Origin of the sequence: Streptomyces sp. NPDC021212, from assembly GCF_044332925.1 — a bacterium.
Taxonomy (GTDB): domain Bacteria; phylum Actinomycetota; class Actinomycetes; order Streptomycetales; family Streptomycetaceae; genus Streptomyces.
On the sequence record NZ_JBIRPZ010000001.1, the window covers coordinates 359,850 to 379,745 of the forward strand.

General features: G+C 70.8%; 19 protein-coding genes and 3 pseudogenes. 7 read left to right on the forward strand and 15 right to left on the reverse strand.

Going from position 1 to position 19,896, the window contains the following annotated elements:
- The first annotated feature begins 34 nt into the window (after positions 1-34).
- Positions 35-1,087: an NAD(P)-dependent alcohol dehydrogenase gene (locus ACH4SI_RS01540; RefSeq protein ID WP_398291334.1), complete on the forward strand. Its 1,053-nt coding sequence runs from the start codon at positions 35-37 to the stop codon at positions 1,085-1,087.
- Positions 1,088-1,120: 33 nt separating this feature from the next.
- Here ACH4SI_RS01540 and ACH4SI_RS01545 read toward each other — a convergent pair whose 3' ends face one another.
- Positions 1,121-2,737 carry a carboxylesterase/lipase family protein gene (locus ACH4SI_RS01545; protein ID WP_398291336.1) on the reverse strand — a complete coding sequence of 539 codons (1,617 nt, stop codon included), beginning with the start codon at positions 2,735-2,737 and terminating at the stop codon, positions 1,121-1,123.
- Between the two features lie 151 nt (positions 2,738-2,888).
- Here ACH4SI_RS01545 and ACH4SI_RS01550 point away from each other — a divergent pair.
- Positions 2,889-3,329: pseudogene (locus tag ACH4SI_RS01550) on the forward strand (hypothetical protein); the annotation flags it as partial.
- Between the two features lie 50 nt (positions 3,330-3,379).
- On the opposite strand, the pseudogene ACH4SI_RS01555 reads toward ACH4SI_RS01550, so the two are convergent.
- A pseudogene (locus ACH4SI_RS01555) lies at positions 3,380-3,532 on the reverse strand (glutathione-dependent formaldehyde dehydrogenase); the annotation flags it as partial.
- 134 nt (positions 3,533-3,666) lie between these two features.
- On the opposite strand from ACH4SI_RS01555, the gene ACH4SI_RS01560 reads away from it, so the two are divergent.
- From ACH4SI_RS01560 to ACH4SI_RS01570, 3 genes are all read left to right on the forward strand, one after another.
- Positions 3,667-4,254, forward strand: a complete 588-nt coding sequence (locus ACH4SI_RS01560) for a DUF2243 domain-containing protein (protein ID WP_398291338.1) — start codon at positions 3,667-3,669, stop codon at positions 4,252-4,254.
- The gene (locus ACH4SI_RS01565; protein ID WP_398291340.1) at positions 4,254-5,078 is read left to right on the forward strand and encodes a cytochrome c oxidase assembly protein; all 825 of its coding nucleotides are present in this window, start codon (positions 4,254-4,256) and stop codon (positions 5,076-5,078) included. The genes ACH4SI_RS01560 and ACH4SI_RS01565 overlap by 1 nt, the downstream gene beginning before the upstream one ends.
- 164 nt (positions 5,079-5,242) lie before the next feature.
- Positions 5,243-6,037 (forward strand): SigB/SigF/SigG family RNA polymerase sigma factor, encoded by a 795-nt coding sequence (locus ACH4SI_RS01570; protein ID WP_398291341.1) that lies wholly within the window; start codon positions 5,243-5,245, stop codon positions 6,035-6,037.
- Here the strand turns inward: ACH4SI_RS01570 and ACH4SI_RS01575 are convergent.
- Together ACH4SI_RS01575 and ACH4SI_RS01580 are read right to left on the reverse strand one after the other, a co-directional pair.
- Positions 5,985-7,025 carry a Ppx/GppA phosphatase family protein gene (locus ACH4SI_RS01575; protein ID WP_398291343.1) on the reverse strand — a complete coding sequence of 347 codons (1,041 nt, stop codon included), beginning with the start codon at positions 7,023-7,025 and terminating at the stop codon, positions 5,985-5,987. The genes ACH4SI_RS01570 and ACH4SI_RS01575 overlap by 53 nt on opposite strands.
- 61 nt (positions 7,026-7,086) lie before the next feature.
- Positions 7,087-7,971, reverse strand: a complete 885-nt coding sequence (locus ACH4SI_RS01580; RefSeq protein ID WP_398291345.1) for an SDR family oxidoreductase — start codon at positions 7,969-7,971, stop codon at positions 7,087-7,089.
- 175 nt (positions 7,972-8,146) lie between these two features.
- On the opposite strand from ACH4SI_RS01580, the gene ACH4SI_RS01585 reads away from it, so the two are divergent.
- Positions 8,147-8,701 carry a DUF6328 family protein gene (locus ACH4SI_RS01585; RefSeq protein ID WP_398291347.1) on the forward strand — a complete coding sequence of 185 codons (555 nt, stop codon included), beginning with the start codon at positions 8,147-8,149 and terminating at the stop codon, positions 8,699-8,701.
- On the opposite strand, the gene ACH4SI_RS01590 is transcribed toward ACH4SI_RS01585, so the two are convergent.
- On the reverse strand, positions 8,649-9,236 hold the full coding sequence (locus tag ACH4SI_RS01590) for a helix-turn-helix domain-containing protein (RefSeq protein WP_398291349.1): 588 nt from the start codon (positions 9,234-9,236) through the stop codon (positions 8,649-8,651). The genes ACH4SI_RS01585 and ACH4SI_RS01590 overlap by 53 nt on opposite strands.
- Positions 9,237-9,317: 81 nt before the next feature.
- Here ACH4SI_RS01590 and ACH4SI_RS01595 point away from each other — a divergent pair, with 81 nt between their 5' ends.
- Positions 9,318-10,244 carry an NADP-dependent oxidoreductase gene (locus ACH4SI_RS01595; protein WP_398291351.1) on the forward strand — a complete coding sequence of 309 codons (927 nt, stop codon included), beginning with the start codon at positions 9,318-9,320 and terminating at the stop codon, positions 10,242-10,244.
- A 7-nt stretch (positions 10,245-10,251) separates the two neighbouring features.
- On the opposite strand, the gene ACH4SI_RS01600 is transcribed toward ACH4SI_RS01595, so the two are convergent.
- The 10 genes and pseudogenes from ACH4SI_RS01600 to ACH4SI_RS01645 all read right to left on the reverse strand — a co-directional run bounded on the left by ACH4SI_RS01600 (position 10,252) and on the right by ACH4SI_RS01645 (position 19,728).
- On the reverse strand, positions 10,252-11,229 hold the full coding sequence (locus tag ACH4SI_RS01600; protein ID WP_398292302.1) for an SMP-30/gluconolactonase/LRE family protein: 978 nt from the start codon (positions 11,227-11,229) through the stop codon (positions 10,252-10,254).
- Positions 11,230-11,266: 37 nt separating this feature from the next.
- Positions 11,267-11,911 (reverse strand): diguanylate cyclase, encoded by a 645-nt coding sequence (locus ACH4SI_RS01605; RefSeq protein WP_398291353.1) that lies wholly within the window; start codon positions 11,909-11,911, stop codon positions 11,267-11,269.
- The gene (locus ACH4SI_RS01610) at positions 11,902-13,194 is read right to left on the reverse strand and encodes a CocE/NonD family hydrolase (RefSeq protein WP_398291355.1); all 1,293 of its coding nucleotides are present in this window, start codon (positions 13,192-13,194) and stop codon (positions 11,902-11,904) included. The genes ACH4SI_RS01605 and ACH4SI_RS01610 overlap by 10 nt, the downstream gene beginning before the upstream one ends.
- Positions 13,097-13,378 (reverse strand): annotated as a pseudogene (locus ACH4SI_RS01615) (biotin carboxylase); the annotation flags it as partial. The gene ACH4SI_RS01610 and the pseudogene ACH4SI_RS01615, both read right to left, overlap by 98 nt.
- Before the next feature lie 147 nt (positions 13,379-13,525).
- On the reverse strand, positions 13,526-14,149 hold the full coding sequence (locus ACH4SI_RS01620; protein WP_398291357.1) for a restriction endonuclease: 624 nt from the start codon (positions 14,147-14,149) through the stop codon (positions 13,526-13,528).
- A 287-nt stretch (positions 14,150-14,436) separates the two neighbouring features.
- Positions 14,437-15,492 carry an acyl-CoA dehydrogenase family protein gene (locus tag ACH4SI_RS01625; RefSeq protein ID WP_398291359.1) on the reverse strand — a complete coding sequence of 352 codons (1,056 nt, stop codon included), beginning with the start codon at positions 15,490-15,492 and terminating at the stop codon, positions 14,437-14,439.
- Entirely contained in the window at positions 15,489-16,568 is a 1,080-nt protein-coding gene (locus ACH4SI_RS01630) for a peroxidase-related enzyme (protein ID WP_398291361.1), read from the reverse strand. Before ACH4SI_RS01630 ends, ACH4SI_RS01625 begins: the two co-directional genes overlap by 4 nt.
- A 30-nt stretch (positions 16,569-16,598) precedes the next feature.
- Entirely contained in the window at positions 16,599-17,501 is a 903-nt protein-coding gene (locus ACH4SI_RS01635) for a carbohydrate ABC transporter permease (RefSeq protein WP_398291364.1), read from the reverse strand.
- Positions 17,502-17,506: 5 nt separating this feature from the next.
- On the reverse strand, positions 17,507-18,337 hold the full coding sequence (locus ACH4SI_RS01640; protein WP_398291366.1) for a carbohydrate ABC transporter permease: 831 nt from the start codon (positions 18,335-18,337) through the stop codon (positions 17,507-17,509).
- Complete coding sequence (locus ACH4SI_RS01645) at positions 18,334-19,728, reverse strand: ABC transporter substrate-binding protein (RefSeq protein WP_398291368.1); 1,395 nt, start codon at positions 19,726-19,728, stop codon at positions 18,334-18,336. The genes ACH4SI_RS01640 and ACH4SI_RS01645 overlap by 4 nt, the downstream gene beginning before the upstream one ends.
- Between the last annotated feature and the right edge of the window lie 168 nt (positions 19,729-19,896).

Consider the following 19,896-nt stretch of genomic DNA (forward strand, 5'->3'; position numbering starts at 1 on the left):
ACCAGTTCAACCAGCAACACACCAACGGAGAACCATGCTCACCGTCAATGCCTACGCCGCCACCTCCGCGACCGAACCGCTCACCCCCACGACCATCGATCGCCGCGACGTCGGCCCGCATGATGTCCTCATCGAGATCAAGTACGCGGGCATCTGCCACTCCGACATCCACCACGCCCGCAGCGAATGGGGACCGCAGACCTATCCGGTCGTTCCCGGTCATGAGATCGCGGGCATCGTCACCGAGGTCGGCTCCGAGGTCACCGGGCACGCCGTCGGCGACCGGGTCGGGGTCGGCTGCATGGTCAACTCCTGCCGGACCTGCGAGCCCTGCCGGCGGGGCGAGGAGCAGTACTGCCTGAACGGGAACACCCTCACCTACGGCGCGATCGACGAGGACGGCACCCGTACCCAGGGCGGCTACTCCACTCATGTCGTCGTGAACGACGACTTCGTGGTCCGCGTCCCCGAGGGCATCGGCCTGGACGAGGCGGCACCGCTGCTGTGCGCGGGCATCACCACGTACTCACCGCTGCACCGCTTCGGCGCGGGCCCCGGCACGAGGGTCGCGGTCGTCGGCCTGGGCGGCCTCGGCCACATGGCCGTCAAGCTCGCACATGCCATGGGCGCCGAAGTCACCGTCCTGTCACAGTCGTTGAAGAAGATGGACGACGGCCTGCGCCTGGGCGCCGACCACTACCACGCCACCAGCGACCCGGCCACCTTCGAGCAGCTGGCGGGGGCCTTCGACCTGATCGTCAACACGGTCAGCGCCACGCTGGACCTGGACGCCTACCTCGGCCTGCTGGCCGTGAACGGCACCCTGGTCAACGTCGGCGCCCCCGCCGAGCCCCTGTCGCTCAACGTGTTCTCCCTGCTCCTGCGGGGCCGGACACTCGCCGGTTCGCTGATCGGCGGCATCCGCGAAACGCAGGAGATGCTGGACTTCTGCGCCGAGCACGGCGTGTGTTCGGAGGTCGAGGTCATCCCGGCCGACAAGATCAACGAGGCGTACGAACGGGTCCTCGCCTCGGACGTGCGCTACCGCTTCGTCATCGACATCGCCACCCTCGCACGCCACCGGTGACACGCACCGGGGCCGGGCGCCCGTGGCCGGGGTTCAGCGTGCGGGGACCCCGGCCTGCTTGGCGAGGTACATCGGGTCGGTGGTCAGCCAGTCGTAGCCGATCCCGTTCCAGAAGGAACACCGGTGGCGCGCCGAGTACGCCTCGGAGTCGACGGCCCCGCCGCGGTCACCGGGCAGCAGCGACATGAGCTTGCCGCTGCGGTACGGCGGCCACGCCGCCTGCTTCGGCGTCGTGGGATTCGCGTCGCGTACGAACGCGCCCCAGTAGCGCATCATCGTCCGCGACAGTCGCTGCTGCTCCGGTGTCAGTGGCTTCGGGGCCATGCTGGGCCACAGGTAGGGAAGCTCGGCGGCGTGGGCCGCGCCCGCGGTGAAACCCGGCTGGGTGGGGCCGTGCGCGGGCGGGTTGCGGTCGCCGAATTCGTAGAAGTACGTTCGCGGCTGTACGGAGGCGAACCGGCCCGCCAGGCGCTGGTACTGGCAGCCCCCCATCCCGTAGAAGACGCTGCTGTCGGTCCACACCGCGCCGAGGGCGTACGCCGCGTCGTACGGGCCACCGTGGGCACCGTAGGGGTAGCGGGCGAGCACTCCGCCGGCGTGCGGGCCGAACTGCTGCCTGATCACCCGCTCGTACTGGTTCTCGGTCGCGTGCGCGAACGGCAGCGCCCACGTGCGTATCTCGTCGCGGTTGGTGCCGATGAGAAGGGGTACGTCGGCGAATCTGCCGGACCGCACCGCCACGCCCGGCGCGACCGGCAGTTCGGGAACCCCGGACACGGGCAGGGGGCCGTTCAGGATGCCGCCGAAGTCGCGCCCGGCGGCCAGCAACTCCTCCGGCCGCTTGGCCCGCAGGCACGACACGCCGGTGGTGGGATTGCGGCAGCCGGCGGCGGTGGCGTAGCTCCTGCCCCGCGCGGTGGACTGCGCGGGCGTGAGACTCGGGCATCCGCCGCTCTGGATGATGGCGCGGTCGAACAGGCCGCGGGCCGGGGGCGAGGCCAGCAGGGCGCACACCGACTGGCCGCCGGCCGACTCGCCGGACACCGTCACCCGGCCGGGGTCCCCGCCGAACGCGGCGATGTTCCGCTGGGTCCAGCGCAGCGCCGCCTGCTGGTCGAGCAGGCCGTAGTTGCCCGCGCCCCGCTCGCTCAGCCCGGGCAGGTCCAGAAAGCCGAACACGCCGAGCCGATAGTTGATCGTGACGACCACGATGTTGTTGGTCCGCGCGAGCGTCGAGCCGTCGTAAAGGTCGCCCGAACCGCTCATGAAGCCACCGCCGTGGATCCAGAACAGCACCGGCAGCGGACGGTCCGTGCGCCGTTCGGGGGCGTAGACGTTGAGGTACAGGCAGTCCTCGCTCGTGCCCGGGCCCCTGCCGGTGGCCGTCTGGACGCACGTAGCACCGGGATGGCCCGCCGACCGGACACCCGACCACCCGGCCGCGGGCGCGGGCGGCTGCCAGCGCCGGTCGCCGACCGGTGGCGCGGCGTACGGGATGCCGAGGAACCGGCCGACACCGTGCGCCGCCGCTCCCTTGACCAGGCCCTTGTCGGTGGCCACCGTCAGGGGGCGCGAAACCGTGGGTGCCGCCGAGGGGACGGTGATCAGCGCGGCCAAGGTCACGACGGCCGCGAGTACTCGTCGGATCATGGACGCGCTGGACCTCCCGGAAGTCAGGAGTCCATCGAATCATGCGGCGAAACCACGCCTCGACACCCCCGCACCGGCCACGGGCGCCACGGCCGACAGTGCCGGCCGTGGGCCTGCGGAATGTCTGTTATAGGAGTAAAACGTGGGGCACTCGGCCGTGCTGATCATGCAGGTGACCGTCTACCAGTCGCTGCTGCAGGCGCTGCGGTATCTGGGCGCGGTGTGTGCGGGCGTCTTGGTGCAGGCCGGTCCGGGCTTCTTGGCCGGGCCCGACCTGATCACGTTCCTGCTGGTGGCGCTGATCGCACTGAGTATCGGCCGATGGCGACACCTGGGGGCTCAGGGGACCCAGGTGGCGACGGCGGCGTTCTTCGCCTTCTCCACCTTCTCGGCCGCCGCCGGCGACGCCGAGCGCATCGAGCAACTCGGCCAGATCATCCTCCTGGTCGGGATCGGCTGCGCTATCGGCGTGACGGTCAATTTCCTCCTGTGGGCGCCGATGCGCTACCGCAGGGCCGAGGTAGGCATCCATGCCCTCGCGGATGACCTGTCAGGGCTCCTGACCGACATCCACATCGCCTTGTGCGAGGGTGACTTCGGCGATCGGAGAGGTAGACGAACCGGTCGTCCGGTGGGCCGTCGGAAGGGGCCGAAGACTTCGTAAAGGTGCAGGTCGGAGTCGCACACTCCGGTGGTGGTCACCTTGACGACGACATCGGTCGGATGCTCGATCACCGGGTCGGGAACGGTGTCGACTCTCACGTCCGCCGTGCCGTGCCATGTCAGGGCTTTCATCGCGTCTCCTCGTCCGTATGGGTCGGGGTCCGTGTCAGTCGGGTTTCGTTCGCGCCGCGGCCGAGTGCCCGGTTCGAAGATGGACACACGGGAGGGTGATGATCCGCGCCCTGCTGAAGGATGGGAGACAGCTGATGGCAACGACTGCTGACGGGGCCTTACCCGAGAGCGAGGAGAAGTCGGCCCGCGGGCTGCAACTGCCGGGCATCATCCTGGGGATCGGCCTCGGCGGGTTCGTCGACGGCATCGTGCTGCACCAGCTCCTCCAGTGGCACCACATGCTCAGCAGCACCAATCAGGACCACATCGGGGTGAAGTACTACAGCCCGCACTCCGTCTCCGGTCTGGAGATGAACACGGTCTGGGACGGCATCTTCCACACCGTGTGCTGGCTCGCCGTCCTGACGGGGCTGGGGGTCCTGTACTCCCGCGTGACCCATCATCGCCGCCGTGTGTGGTCCTCCCGGGTGCTGTGGGGGTGGATCCTGGCCGGCTGGGGCCTGTTCAATCTCGTCGAAGGCGTGCTGGACCACCATCTTCTCGGAATCCACCATGTGCACGGCGGGCCGCATCAGATGTGGTGGGACATCGGCTTCCTCGTGCTGGGGGCTCTGCTGCTCGTCGGCGGATACGGGCTCCAGCGGAGCGGGCGCCCCTTCGACCCCGAAGCCCCGGATGCCCCCGATGCCCCGGACGCCGACCGGAGCGGGCGGTCTGCCTGATGGGCGGCGGCCACCAACCGCACACCGGCCACGGCGAGGGAAGCGGCGTTCTGGAGACCGCGCTGCCCGCCGTCGTCACGCTCCTGTGCGTCTGCGGCTATCTTCGGCTGGCCCATCGGGCCAGGCTCCGCAACCCGGCGCGGGGCTGGAACCGGTGGCGGTCGGCCTCCTTCGGAACCGGCGCCGTCCTGGCAGCCGTGGCGCTGCTGCCGCCCCTGGCCCCCTTCGCACACGCCGACTTCCGAGGCCATATGGCCCAGCACCTGCTCATCGGCATGTACGCCCCGCTCGCCCTCGTCCTCGGCGCCCCCGTCACCCTGCTCCTGCGGAACCTGCCCGCCGCCCACGGCCGACGGCTGACCACGGCCCTGCACAGCCGCCCCGCCCGGCTCCTGACACACCCGGCCACCGCGCTGCTGCTGGCTTCCGGCAGCCTGGTGGCGCTCTACTTCACCCCGCTCTACCGCGCCGCCACCGCATGGCCGCCCGGGCACTGGCTGCTGCACGTCCACTTCCTGCTGTCCGGCTGCCTCTTCGCCCACGTCATCGCCGGCCCCGACCCCGCCGCCCGGCGGCCCGGTGTACCTGTCCGACTGGTGTGGCTCGGCTGCGCCATCGCCCTCCACGCCGGGGTGTCGCAGCTGATGTACGGCGGGTTCGGGATCGACATCGCCGCCCCCGCCGTCGAAGTCCGGGGGGCGGCGGAAATCATGTACTACGGCGGTGACATCGCCGAACTCCTGCTCGCCGGTGCGCTTGTCGCCACCTGGCGCCCCGCCCGCCACAGGACGCCTGTCTCGGCGCCGTCCCCCGGCCACGCGTGAAGTTGTTTGGGGGTGTGTGCGGCGGGCAGGCGCTCAGTGTGCTTCGGACTGGAGGCACGCCCATGGGAGCAGTTCAGCTGCTCGGGGTGTGCTCTGTCCGGCACCCCAGCAGGCGGATTTCTCCCACCGTGATACCGACCGCACGACGAGGGAGAGACCGGAGCATGACTGCCGTACGCACCCGCAGCAAGCACTCGCACGACGATGCTCCCGACACCACCGCCGAGTTCCGGCGCATCGCCACGCTGCCCGATGGCCCGCAGAAGGAGGCGCTGCGGCAGGATGTCGTCCGCGCGTGGATGCCGATGGCGGACCGGCTGGCGAGGCAGTTCCGCAACCGCGGTGAGTCCGCGGAGGATCTGCGGCAGGTCGCGATGCTGGGCCTGGTCAAGGCCGTCAAGCGCTACGAGCCCGACCGCGGCAGCGCCTTCGCCAGCTTCGCCGTGCCCACCGTCGTCGGCGAGATCAAGCGCCACTTCCGCGACCACATGTGGGGCGTGCACGTACCGCGCCGCGTCCAGGAACTGCGTAACCGCGTGCGCGCCGCCGCCCAGGACCTCACCCGCACCCCCGACGACCGCTCCCCGAGCGTGGCGGACATCGCCCGCCACACCGGAATGAGCGAAGAGGACGTCCTGCTGGGCATGGAGGCCATGGAAAGCTTCTCGGCACTGTCCCTGGACGCCGAACTGCCCGGCGCCGAGGACGGATACTCCCTCGCCGACACCCTCGGCACCACCGAACCCTCCTACGACCGCGTCATCCAGCGCGAAGCCCTCAAACCCAAGCTCCGCGCCCTGCCCGAACGCGAACGCCACATCCTCTACCTGCGCTTCTTCCGCGAAGAAACCCAAGGCCGCATCGCCGAACAACTCGGCATCTCCCAAATGCACGTCTCCCGCCTCATCACCCGAACCTGCGCCCGACTGCACGACCAGATCGAAGCCAAGGCGGCATGACACCCGCTCCCGGGCCGGATGTCACGCGGCCCCGGGAGCGGCGACCCTGGGGGCCGTCTCGTCCAGGGAGTGGAGGCGGTCCAGGAGGATGCCCTCGCGCAGGGCCCAGGGGGCAGATCGTGAGCTGCCGTACGCCCATGACGTCCATGGCGGCCTCCGCGACGACCGCACCGGCCAGGGACTGATGGGCGCGGGAGGCGGAGATGCCGCGCAGCTTGGCGCGCTGGGTGTCCGTCCTGGCCGCGAGCCGGGGGATCCACGGCCGCAGCCGGTCCGCGCTGAGGGTGCTGGAGGGGAAGGTTCCGGGCTTCGGCTTCGGGCCGCCGGTGAGACGGGCGAGCCGGGTGAAGGTCTTGGACGTGGCGACGCAGGAGGCGGGTGCCGGGAGTTCGCGCAGTTCGGCCGTCGCCTCGCTGAGCACGGAGCGTACGTAGGCACGCAACTCCTCGACCTGCCGCTTCTTCACCGGGGCGGTCTCCGGGAGGTGGTGGCGGGTGAGCCGCCCCGCTCCCAGGGGGACGGAGATGGCGGCGTCGGGCTCGGCGCGGCCGCCGGAGGCGATCTCCATGGAGCCGCCGCCGATGTCGAGGAGCAGCATCCGGTCGGCGGACCAGCCGTACCAGCCGCGGGCCGCCAGAAAGGTCAGCCGCGCCTCTTCGAGCCCGCTCATGAAGCTCGCGTGGATTCCGGTGGCGGCCTCGATCTCGGCGAGGACGGCCTCCTGGTTGGTGGCGTCCCGTAGGGCCGAGGTGGCGTAGGCGACCAGGTCGTCGACGTGGCGGGCGCCCGCGACCGCTCCGGCCTCGGTCACCGCGCCGACGACATGGCGCACCGCGGCCTGGTCGATCACTCCCCGCCGGTCGGTGGCCTCGGCGAGGCGCACCGACCGCTTCAGCGTCGCCACGTGCTCGGGCGGGCTGCCCGGGACGAGGTCGGCGATCTGGAGGTGGACGGAACGGGAACCGATGTCGAGCACTCCTGGTCGCATCCGCGACGAGTGCCCAAGAGGTCCGAACGCAACACAGCAACGCGTTCACCGTCACCATCCGCTAGGGCAGCGGCGTGCCCCCGGTGGCGTTGAGGATTTCGGCGGTGATGTAGCTGGCCTTCTGGGAGGCCAGGAAGACATATGCGGGGGCCATCTCGGCGGGCTGGGCCGGGCGTTGCAGGGGGCTCTGCCGGCCGAACGACGACGTGTCGGGCAAGGTGGCGGGGATCAGGGGTGTCCATACCGGGCCGGGAGCCACGGCGTTCACCCGGATGCCGCGTTCGGCGAGGTTTCCGGCGAGGCCCTGGGTCAAGGTCACGATGGCACCCTTGGTCGTGGCGTAGTCGAGCAGGTGCGGGCTGGGCTTGTACGCCTGGACCGATGTGGAGTTGATGATGCTGCCGCCTTCCGGGATATGCGGCAGAGACATCTTGCAGAGCCAGAACATGGCGTACAGATTCGTCCGCATGACGCGGTCGAACTGCTCGGTGGAGATGCCCTCCAGGCCCTCGGACTGCGCCATCTGGAAGGCGGCATTGTTGACGAGGACGTCGATCGACCCAAAGGCGTCGGCCGCGCGGTCCACCACATCCCGGCATGCGGCCTCCTCGCGGATGTCGCATGCGACCGGCACCGCGCGACGTCCGGCCTCTTCGACGAGGCGCACGGTCTCCTGGGCGTCGGTCTCTTCCTCGGGAAGATAGGTGAAAAGGACATCCGCGCCCTCTCGCGCGAATGCGAGGGCCACCGCCCGTCCGATCCCGGAATCGCCGCCGGTGATCACGGTATGGCGGCCCTCCAGCAACCCATGGCCCTCGTAGGTGCTTTCTCCGTGGTCGGGCCGTGGTGCCATGTCTTCCGTGGCGCCGGGGTGCGGCTGATCCTGCTGGGGGAATTCCGGCCGCGGGTACTGCTTTCCGGGGTGGCGCTGATCCTGTCCGGTCATGGGATTTACTCCAGAGGCCAGAGAAGGGCAGAGATAACAGATGCCCCGAGTGCCCTGTTGGCGGCGAGTGCAAACCAGTAGGAGCGGGTGGCTGACCGTAGGTGTGTCGACCGCCATGTGGGCGTATTTGTCGCTGGGCGGGGAAATCGAAACTTCTCTGGACTGCGGAGGAGACATGGCGATTGCAAGCCCGCGCCTTTCGGCGGCGCGTTCCTCGTGCCCGTCGTGTACGAGCGCGACGTCATCCGAAGAGCACGAGCGGCCGGAAACTGCCCGCGAGCGCGTCAACCGGAAATGGAACGAGATCCTCCAAGAGACGCGGGTCGCGCAGACCGGTGTGCAGATTCTCTTCGGATTCCTGCTCTCCCTCGCCTTCACACCGGCGTTCGGGCACCTGGAAGTCTTCGACCGCACTCTTTATGTGGTGACGGTGGCGTTGGGCGCCTCCTCGGTCGCCGCTCTGATCGCTCCCGTATCGATCCACCGCTTTCTCTCCGGCCTGCGTATGAAGGATGAGATCGTCGAAGCCGCCGGCCGGCTCATGGTGTGCGGAATGGTGCTGCTGGCGCTCACCATCGCGTGCACTCTGCTGCTCATCCTCAACGTCGTCACCGACAGCGCGATCGGTGGGGTGATCGTCGGCCTGGTCATGCTCTGGTTCGCCGTCTGCTGGTACGTCATCCCCTTGCGGCTCCGGCGCAAATCGAAGCGGCGGCTCGTACCTCGCTGAGGGCCTGTCGGGCGATGGCGCTGAACTCGTCGGTGTTGCCCACGTCGCTCCACCGCTCGTAGGCGATCTTCAAGGCGAGTGACCCCAGTTCTGCTGTCGCTCGGGCGACGAGGTCGGGGAGATCGCGGTGCGCCATGGCCCGGGCCATCGAAGCGGTGAGGCTCACGCCCTTCAGGGCTTCGCGCTCCTGGAGGTCGGGATGGGCGTCGATCACCGCTCGTCTGCGGGCGGTGAACGCACGGCGGGCGGGCGTGAAGACGTCCCGTCCGAGTGCGTCGAGGCCGCACGCCACCGCTTCGAGCGGGGCCGCTTCCGCGGGCGCGGCCGCGATCGCGGTGACGAGCCGCCCGGTCAGCGCGTCCTCGCCGAAGAGCACCGCACGCTTGTCCTGGAAGTGCCGGAAGAAGGTGCTCTTCGCGAGTCCGGCGCGTTTCGCGATGTCGAGCACGGTCGTGTTCTCGTAACCGCGCTCCGCGAACAGTTCGAGGGCGGCGTCGGCGAGCCGTTGCGATGCGTTGGGTTCCCAGCGGGCCATGAACACAGACTACGGGACTTGGTCCCATCACTGGGGTATGGTGATGGGACCAAGTCTCATCACTGGGTGTGGAGGCACGCCATGAGCCGAGCCGTCATGTACGAGACGTTCGGAGGACCTGAGGTCCTGAAGCTGCGTGAGATCCCGGAGCCGCACGCGGGAGCAGGTGAGGTGCGCGTGCGGGTGGCCGCCGTCGGCCTCAACCCCATGGACTGGGTACTGTCCTCGATGCCGGAGGTGGCCCGGCAGTTCGGCGTCACCCTGCCGTCCGGCTTCGCCACCGACTTCGCCGGCACCGTGGACGAGGTGGGCGAAGGCGTCTCCGGCTTCACCGTGGGCGACCGCGTCCACGGAGCCGCGACGGGCCGGGCCGCCGCCGACTTCCTGGTGGTCGACCCCGCCGGGGCGGATACCCTCCTTCGCACTCCGGCGGGGATCGGCGACGAGGTCGCCGGCACGCTCGCGGTGGCGGGGCTGACCGCTTCGGCGGCGCTCGCGGCGATCGACGTGAAGGCTGACGACACCGTCCTGATCGGAGGCGCCGCCGGCGGTGTGGGCGTATTCGCCGTCCAGCTCGCCAAGCTCGCCGGTGCTCGAGTGATCGGAACCGCCTCCGAAGGCACCCACGACTTCCTACGGCAGTTCGGCGCCGAACCTGTCGCCTACGGTCCCGGCCTGGAGGAGCGGGTGCGCGAGATGACTCCTGACGGTGTGAGCGCGGCGACCGACCTGTTCGGCACGGAGACAGCCGTGGCGGCGCTCGCGCTCGACGTTCCCGCGGAGAGGATTTCCACGGTCGCCGCCGGCCCCCACCCGCCCGGAGGCGTGCGGGCGACCGGCGGCGTCGACGCGCGGCCCGAAGACCTGAAGCGGATCACCGACGCCATCGTCGCCGGCGAGATCACCGTGCCGATCGCGGCCACCTTTCCCCTCGAGCGGATCCGGGAGGCCGTGGAGCTGCAGGCCGGGCGCCACGTCCACGGAAAGATCGTGGTCAGCCTCCTCTGAAGGGGAATCAGCCCTGGAGGGCCGGGAGCGCGCACACCGCGATGCCTCGCTCCAGCAGACTGCCCAGCACCAGACGGTGGCCGTCCTCGCACACGCTCGTGGCCATCCGGTACGGGGACCGGCGGCGCAGCAGGTGGCGGGCCACGCTTCCGTCGGGGCGGATCGCCAGCACACGCACGGTGGGGCGGGGGCGGGGGCGGAGCCGCTTCGTGGCGGCCGAGGCCGCCCTTCTGAGGGCGGGGGAGGCGTGGTGCAGGGCGTCCACGGCGAATTCCCGGGGCCCGGCCAGGGCGACCCAGAAGACCCCGCCGGCGCTCCGGGAGAGGTTGTCGGGGTAGCCCGGCAGGTCGCGTACGAGGATGTCGTCCTTCCCCTCCAGTGGGCCGGTCAGCCAGTGGCGGCGGATCCGGCGGGCGCCGCTCTCCGCCACGGCGACGAACGACTCGTCAGGGGCCAGTGCGACGCCGTTGGCGAACCGCAGACCGTCCCGCAGGACCTCCGGCTCGCCACCCGGCCGCAGCCGCAGGAGCTGCCCGGTAGCGGTGTCCTCCAGGATGTCGCTCAGCCAGTCCTCCAGGGCGTGACGACGGCTGGACACGGTGAAGTAGAGGGTGCCGTCCGCCGCCGGGGCGACGTTGCTGCAGAAGCGCAGCGGGACGCCGTCCACCTCGTCGGCGAGGACACGTACCGTCCCGCCACGCGGGTCGACACGCAGCAGGCCGCGCCGGGCGTCGCACACCAGCAGTTCGCCGTCGGGGGAGGGGGCCAGGCCCAGCGGTCTGCCGCCGGTCTCGGCGATCACCTCGGCCCGGGCGAGGCCCGCCGATGGCGATGCCGATGGCGATGCCGATGGCGACAGGGTCAGCCGCCAGATCGCCCCGTCCGCGGTCCCGGTGAGGATCCGGCCCGCGTCGTCGAGGGCCACGTGCTCGGGCCCTCGCGCGTCACGGGCGACGACGCGCGGGCGGGGCAGCGGCTCGATCATGCCGTCGGACGCGGTCCTCGGAGTACGGTGCACGGGCTCATGCTGCCTTACGGGCCCTGGCCGCCTTGACACATCGGGTCATCTCCTCGGCGTAGGGCAGGGCGACGAAGGCGCCGATGGCCGCTCCGATCGCCACCAGATAGCGGGCGGGCAGCGGGTTCTCCTTGGGCAGCAGCTTCCAGTCCTCCGCCGTGTCGCCCCCGCGCAGCGTGGCGCGCACCTGCTTCCAGTGCAGACACGAGGTGAAGGCGAGCGCCGACAGCGGCAGCACCTCCAGGAAGCTGTGGATGTGCTGCTCCACCGGCCTCACCTCGCGCTCGCCGGTGGCCAGGCTGACGTCCCACAGCGCGGTCGCGCCGTGGACCACGGCCGCGCCACCCATGACCGACAGGACGAGCGGGTTGACCCGGGCGAGAAGGCCCATCGCGACCGGGACGCCCGCCTCCGTCATCATGAGCGCGTGCAGCGCCGACTCGCGCGTGCCCGACGTCTCCTCGATCCGGGTCCGGCGGTGCATGGCCCAGTCCGCCACGGCCGGTACGAACCACAGCGGCAGCACCCCGTACATCAGGAAGCGCCGGTTGGCGTCCTCGACATCCATGGGTTCCCGCGGCACGTACAGGTCGCGTGGCCGACGCCAGCGACGCCATGCGCGAGCCACCGGACTACGGGTCAGAGCCATGCCGCCTCCAGGTTCCGGGAAAGATCGGGCAGTGCCGAGTGCCCCGTGTGCGTCCGGGACAAACGGAACACGGACCGGGCCCGCCCGCTTGGCCTACAACGTGGCCTACAAGTAGTCGCGGGGAACCGTCTCGTTCCAGGTGGCCGAGCGCAGGACGGTGTGGGTGACGACGCGTACGTCCCGGTCGTCGCGCCGGAAACGCATGGCCCAGGTGGACTCGCCCTGACCGAGGCGAAGTCGTCCGCGACGGCGGCATAGCGCTCGTAGGCGCGGCGGCCGACATCGAGGCCGATGTCCTCGTAACGCACCGTGCCGGCGTCCTTGACGATCTCCAGCCCGGATCGGTACCCGACCAGGTCACGGGTGACGTCCCACCGCATCTCCGGCGGATCCAGCTGAGTGGTGGCGAGCGGCGGTGCGCCCTCCGGCTCGCCGAACGGGCGCTGAGGGACCTCGTCCGGTTCGTGGTTTCCGCGCAGGGGCAGGGTGAGGGCGCTGGAGCCCTCGTACACCGTCAGCAGGACCGGGCGCGGCGGGGGCCAGGCGAGCGGCCAGTAGGACGTGGACAGCGACAGCCGGATGCGGTGACCGGGCGGGAATGCCTGTGCCACGCCGTTGAGCCGGACCGTGGCCCGGTACCGCCGGCCGGGTTCCAGCGGCTCGGGGGCGCCGGTACCGCCCCGGTGGGTGAGGTTCAGTACGCCGTAGGTGACGCGGGTGGCGCGTCCGTCGGGGGCCACATCGGACAGCCGGGCGGCCTGGTACTCCTCGCACACCGAGGCGTGGCGCCAGTAGTCGTCGCGGCGTTGGTGGCGCAGCCACTCCAGCACCCAGGGTCGGGTGTGCTCCAGCCGTTCGTGCCACATCTCGCGCCAGCGCTCACCGACGACGGCCGGGTCGGGCGGACAGGTGGCGTAGGCGAACATGGTGCCCGCCTCGGCCAGGTTGTCCGACAGCAGCGCGCCGCCCATGTAGTGCATGTCATCGGCGTACCGGTCGTCGGTGAAGGAGGCGGTGACGATGGCGCGCGGGCTCGGCGGTTGCCGGGCGGCGACCTGGAGGGCGGCGAAGGCGCCGCAGGAAACCCCCATCATCCCGGTCCGCCCGTCACACCAGGGCTGTTCGGCCAGCCAGGCCAGGATCTCCTCGGTGTCGGTCTGCTCCCGCTCCAGGTACTCGTCCTTACGCCAGGGCGGGCTTGAGCCACATCGGGAAGCGGACGCCCTCGGGCGGGCGCGGATCCCGCGCCGCCAGGTCGACCTTCCCGAAGCGGGGGTGCTCATCGATGGCCTTCTGCTGTTCCAGTCGGCTCCAGTACTTGTGCTCACACTTGACGACCGACTCCAGGCTCGTGCTGCGCGTGCCATAACGCTCGCTCAGGAGCGGTACGAGGGTGCTCACCGGGAGGTCCCAGTAGCCGACGATCGCGTCGATACTGCCGTCGAAGGCGTCCAGCGCCTCCTGCGCCCAGGTTGGCCTCGTCCATGCCGATCACAAAGATGTTCGCGACGCTCACCGGCTCTCCCTCGGTCACGGTCCGATGTCCCGCGCCCCAGTACCCCTCTGCGTGCCTCTCACCCCCGGATTCGCCCGCGGTGGCGGACGGTCGAGGGCCTATTCCCTCCAGGGGGCCGGGCCCGTGCTCGCCCAGGTGGCGAGTTCTTGCCCGTCGACACACCAGATCCCGCATTGCTCGGCGTACTCGACGGCGGGTCCGGTGAACGCGCTGGTCGTGACCACGGCGGCGATGTGGGCGTCGTGAACGGCGAAGCAGGTTCCTCCGAAGCGCTGGACGTCCTGCGAGCCGACCTTGTGGGTCGCGTCGTACCGCTTGCACTGGATGACCAGGCGCTGTCCGTCCGGGGTGGTGGCGAGAACGTCCGCGCCCAGGTCGCCCGCGCCGCCGCCCACGCGGGTGACCCGGCAACCGTCCCGCTCGCACAGCTCCGCCACCGCCTGCTCGAACTCCTCGGCCTCGGCAGCGGGACCTTGCGGCACGTGACCCGCGCCCCGGGCAACGCGAACGCGGCGGCGGCGAACGGTGACGGCGGCCGCAAGCGCCAGCAGCCCCAAGGCCACGGCGGCGACGGGATGCTCCTCGGCCGCCCGCGCACCGGCTCTCACGGCGGTCCCCGCCGCGAGGAGAACAAGGGCGATGAGCCCGAAGCAGAACGACAGCCTCCGCAGGCTGAAGGTGTAGTGGCGACCGCTACGTGGCCGGCGGTCGGGAGTGGTCATGGGCGGTGGTCCCCTTGCGCATCGGCATCAAGATCACCCCGCCCGACTGCCCCGCTACGCCGCCGCCACACCCGGTGTGCGCACAGGCGGACCGCGTCGGTGCCACCGTCGACGGCACCCCCATCGGCGGCTGAAACCACTGGTGCTCATGAGGTGATGGGGAATCAAGTGGTAGATATATGCCAAGTTTGTTGTCCGGAAGGGGTACATCCGCCCCTCATCCGTGCCACACTGAATGCGCTGGCCCTCACCGCATCCCCCGTCGGTGAGGGCCATTCACTTGTCCGTCAGGACCGCAGTGCCGCCAGGTGGGCCGTGCGGACCTCGGGGGTCTGGCCCTGGACGACGAGGAACAGGCCCTCCCGGGCGAGGCGCTGGGCCGGGTGGGAGAGGCCGAAGGCGCGGCCACCGCCCGCGGCGATGGCGGCCGTGGTGGCGGCGCGCATCAGGTCGTACGCCCGGGTCTTGGCCGCGAGCCGGTCGTCCAGCCGTTCGGCGGGCGGAACCTCGTCGACCAGGGCGTAGGCGTCGCGGCGTACCGCGTCCAGGCGTGTCCGCAGGACGCCCGCCGTGTCCTTCGCCTCGGCGTCGCCGGACGCGTCCAGGAGGTCGAGGGCGGCGCGTGCCACGCCGAAGACGGCCGGGTTGGTGTTGGTGTTCTTCGGGCGGTCCTCCGTCGCCCAGCGCTCGTGCGGGAGACGCACCGCCACCGCCTCGTCGGGCACGACGAGCCCGTCGAGCAGCAGCCCGACCGTGCGCGAACCGGTGAGCGCGGCGAGCTGGAGCGGGCCGGTGGGGGTGAGGCCCGGCTGCTCGTGGGCGCCGACGACGCCGAACACCACCTCGCCGTCCTCGGTGGCACCACCCAGCAGGAACAGGTCGTTCAGCCCCCAGCCGGTGTACCAGGGCACGCGCCCGTCGAAACGCCAGCCGTCCGCCACCCGGGTGGCCCGCACGGGCAGCTTCGGGTGGGCACGCAGATGCGAGAAGGCGATTCCGGCGAGCAGCGTGCCGTCGCTCAGCGGCCGCAGCCACCGCTCGCGCGCCGCCTCCTCGCCCGTGGCCAGGGTCCGCACCGGCGTGTGGTGCTGGGCCTGGACGAAGAACGTCGAGCAGCAGGCGCCCGCCAGGATCTCGGCGATCTCCCGGCCGACGGCCGCCGGGGCCTCCGCGCCGCCGTACGCCGCCGGCGCGTTGACCCCCAGCACCCCGGACGCCTTGACGGCGTCGATGGCCTCGGGGGTGACGCCCTCCCGGTCGTGCGCCTCGGCGGCGGGGGAGAGGACGCCGTCGGCCAGCCGGCGGGCCGCGGCGACGAGGGGGTGGTCGGGCGTGGCGGTCATGCGGAGTGCTCCTCTGCGCTCTCTGTGCTCTCTGTGCTCTCTGCGGGGATACGAGGCTCGCCCAGGGTGAGCATCAAACGGTTGGCCCAGGCGAACACGGCGACGACGTGGACGAGGTCCAGGATCTCCGTGTCGTCCAGGCCCGCGTCCGTCCGCAGCGCCGTGAGGTCGAGCGGCTGGTTCGGCTCGCGGGTGAGGCGTACCGCGAAGTCGGCCACGGCACGCCGCCGCGCCGTGCCCAGGTCCGCACCGGGACCCGCGTCGAGGATCGCCCGCGCCGGCCCGGTGTCCTTGGCGAGCTGTGCGAAGCGCCGCGCGTGCACGGACGCGCAGTACACGCAGCCGTTGACGCGCGAGACGGCGAGCGCGGCGATCTCCCGGTCGCGGCGGTCGAGCCCGCGCGGCGCGTACATGATGGCGTTGTAGAGCCGCGACCGCTCGCGCAGCGCCGTCACGTCGTGGACGAGGGCCAGGTAGTACGGCGAGGTCTTCGCCGTCGGCAGCGACTCCTCGAGTACGGCGATCTGCTCGGGCGTGGCGCGGTCGATGTCCACCGTCTCCACCCAGGCGTCCCACGCCAGCGCGTCGAGCGTGAACGGGCGCCCCTCGCTCGCCACGCCGTACGCGGGGGCCTCTCCGTCCTCCGCCGGGAGCCCGCCGAGCGCCCGCAGCCCGGCGGTGAGCCGCGCCTGGTACGTGACGAACGCGATGAGCTGCGAGGCCGCGACGACATCGGGGGCGCCCCAGCCCGCCTCCGTCAGCGCCGCGATGTCCTTCGGCCCCGCCGTGGCCGGGGCGAGGACGAGGAGTTCGGCGTGGCGCAGCAGCGCCGCGAGGCGCGAAGACGGGGCGGGCGCCGGGGCGAGGCCCCGGTAGTGCGCGGCCAGCGCCCGCGCGCCGTCCAACTCGGCGGCGTGGGCGGCGAGCTCGGCGCGCTCGGCACGGGGGAGGCCGTCGGTGCCGGTCAGCAGCGCGTCATGGGCGCCCTGGGTGTGGACGTACGCCTTCTCGCGGTACGTCCGCAACGTGGCGGGCGTACCGGCGAGGGTGTCGATCACGTCATACGTTGCGAACACGGTGGGTGCCTTTCTCGGAAATGCCGGAGCTCAGCCCGCCGCGTCCTCGCTCGCCCGGTACGCGCGCAGGTACAGGCACGCGCCCGCGACCAGGAGGATGGCCACGCACACCGCCAGCGCGGAGGCGAGGCCGAGATCCTGGTCGGCGAAGGCCAGCTTCTTGATCTCCAGCGGGACGGTCGTCGAGGTGTCCATCGGGCCGCCGCCGGAGAGCAGATACGGCAGGTCGAAGTCGTACGCCGTCCAGATCGTGCGCATCAACATGGCGACGATCAGCGCGGGCGCGATCCACGGCAGCGTCACGTACCGGAAGATCCCGAACCGCCCGGCGCCGTCCAGCGCCGCGGCCTCGCGCAGCTCACCCGGCAGGGTCTGGAGGCGGGCGAGGACGACGATCACGATGAACGGCACGTACTTCCAGCAGTTCACCGCGACCAGCGCGAACATCACCGTGGCGGGGTCGGCGAAGGGGTTCACGAGGGTGTCGCTCAGCCCGAGCGTCCGCAGCAGATAGCCGGCCATGCCCGAGGTGTCGTTGAACGCGAAGCGGAACACCATCGCGGCGACCACGGCGGGCACGACGTACGGGAAGAGCACGAGCCCGCGGGCCAGGGTCTGGCCGCGCAGCCCGGCGTTGAGGAGCAGCGCCACGGCGACCCCGGCGGCGGCCTGGATCACCATGTTCCCCGCGACCCACAGCACGCTGCGCCCGAACGCGCCGCGCACCGCCGGGTCCTCCCACAGGCGGCGGTAGTTGTCGAGGCCGAGGAAGGTGTGTTCACGGGTGAGGAAGTCGACGCGGAAGAAGCTGTCGAAGACGGAGGCGAGGAAGGGATAGACGGCGAAGACGAGCAGCAGCAGGAGCGCGGGCACCAGCATCAGGGTGCCGAGCGCGCGGTCGGACAGGCCCCGGCGTCCTGCCTTCCTGGTCACGGCAGTCACTTCACGGCCCCCTGTCCGATGCCGCCGACGAGGAACTTCTGGACGACCACGAACAGCACCAGCACAGGTGCCACCACGATCAGCGCGGCGGCCATGAGCACACCCCACGAGTAGACGCTGGTCTGGTCCATGAGCAGCGAGAGCCCCGGGCTGAGCGTCAGCTTGTCCGGCTCCGCCATGAGCGTGGAGGCGAAGAGATATTCGCTCCAGGCCGCGTTGAAGGCGAACACGGCGGTCGCGATCAGCCCGGGCACCGACTGCGGCAGCACCACGCGGACGAAGGCGCCGAACCGGGTGCAGCCGTCGACCATCGCCGCGTCCTCCAGCTCGACGGTGAGCCCGTGGAAGTACGAGCGCAGCGTCCACAGCGCGAACGGCAGCAGCGTGGCCGTGTAGATCACGATGAGCGCGAGAAGGTTATTGGCGAGCCCGAACCGCGCCACGAGCTGGGAGACCGGCACCAGCACCAGGATCGGCGGCACCAGATACGCGAACAGCGACAGCTCCCCGATCCACCGCAGCCCCGGTATCCGGAACCGGACGAGCGCGTACGCGGCGCAGGTGCCCAAGGCCACGACCAGCAGCGTCGAAACCGCCGCCACGATCAGCGAGTTGGTGAGATAGGTACCGAAGGACGAGATCTCGAAAAGCGCCCGGAAGTTGTCGAGCGTGAGCGTGTGCGGGAGGAACGTCGGGGGATAGGAGATGATCTCCTCGTCCGGTTTGACGGCCGTGAACAGGATCCACAGCAGCGGCAGATCGGCGATGAGCACGACGGCGGCCAGCGCCACGTACTGGAAGGCACGCCCGAGGCGGAGCGTCTTCATGCCGCGGGCCTCCACTCCGGGTTGGCCGACTTCCAGTCGCGGGCCGCGAAGGCGAACTGGTCCACGGCCCGCCGCCACGCCTCCTCGGGGTCGTCGCCGCGCAGCAGGATCGACTGCACCATCGAGGCGTCGGCCGGGGGCGGCGCCCACGCCTTGCCCGCCCAGGGGCAGGGGTTGGACAGCTTGCCGTCGTAACGCCCGTTCACGACCGAGCCCATGGCCATGTCGGGGCTCAGCGCGTGCGGCACGAGGTCGAGGATGGTGCGCACCCAGTCGCCGTGCTTCTTCAGGTACGGGTCGTCCGACGCTCTGGTCTCCTCGCGGAGCCGGGCCTTGACGGACTTCAGCGGCGGCACGAGGTGGCCTGGGACGGTGAGGGCGAACCGCAATGCGTTCTCGCCGGTGGTCAGCTCCTTGAGGAAGGCCCTGGCCGCGCGTCTGTGCCGGGTGTGCGCGAAGACGCTGTACTGGTTCTTGCCCCCGTACGCCAGCCGCCCGGTGCGGAACGGGCCCGCGGGGACCGGCAGGACGCCGGTGACGTCGGCGATCCGTGGGTTCTGCTCGGCGAGGTTGACGCCGAGCCTGCCCGCCATGGTGGCGAAGGCGGCCTTCCCGGAGATGTAGGTGTTCATCAGGTCCGGGTAGTTGGTGTTGTACGCGCCCTTGCGCGCGTACCGCATGATGGCCACGTGCCGCTTCACGGCGTCGAGCACCTCGTCCTTGCCGAACAGGACCTCGCCGTCCGGGCCGTAGTAGTCCCAGCCCGCCTGGTAGACGTACGGGGCGAGGAACTGGGTCGTCATGCCGGGGGTGTTGCCCGCGCCGGACGAGATGCCGTCGATGCCGTCCCTGCCGTGCAGCTCGCGCACGGCGCCGAGGAACTGGCCGTAGGTGCGGGGCGGTTCGATGCCCGCCCTGTCGAGCAGGTCCTTGCGGTAGTAGAGGACGGAGGCGTTGGCCTGGAACGGCATCGCGTAGTCCTCGCCGCGGTGCACGATGCGGGTGCCGGGCAGGAAGTCGTCCTCGCCGATGTCCTCGATCATGCCGGTGAGGGGGAGCAGATAGCCCTTGACGGCCCAGTCGAGGATGTTCGCGGCGGGTGGCGCGAAGACGCCGATGTCGGTGCCGGTCTGCATGGCCGTCTGGAGGTACTGGAGCTGGTTCTCGTCCGAGTACAGCGTCATCTTGACGGTGACACCGGGGTGGTTGCGCTCGAACCGTTTGATCACGGAGCGGTAGAAGGCAAGCGATGTGGGGTCCGACTCGGTCGTGTAGAACGGCACGACCGAGCCGCCGGATTCGGCGCCGGCGCACGCCGACAGCAGGGCGGCACCGGAGGAGGCAGCGGCCAGCGACAGCAGGCCACGCCGCGCTATGCGGGCGGGAGGCATGGTGGTCCAGGGGATGCGCGAGGGCGGAGCGAACGGTGCGGGAAGGGACCGCTCAACATCCCGTGGTGGTGGACCTGCGGAGATCGAGATACCGGCGCTTGGTGAGAAGCGGAGTTCGCACGGCCGCCCCCTCGGATCCTTGTGCGATACAGGCGACCTTGAAACTAT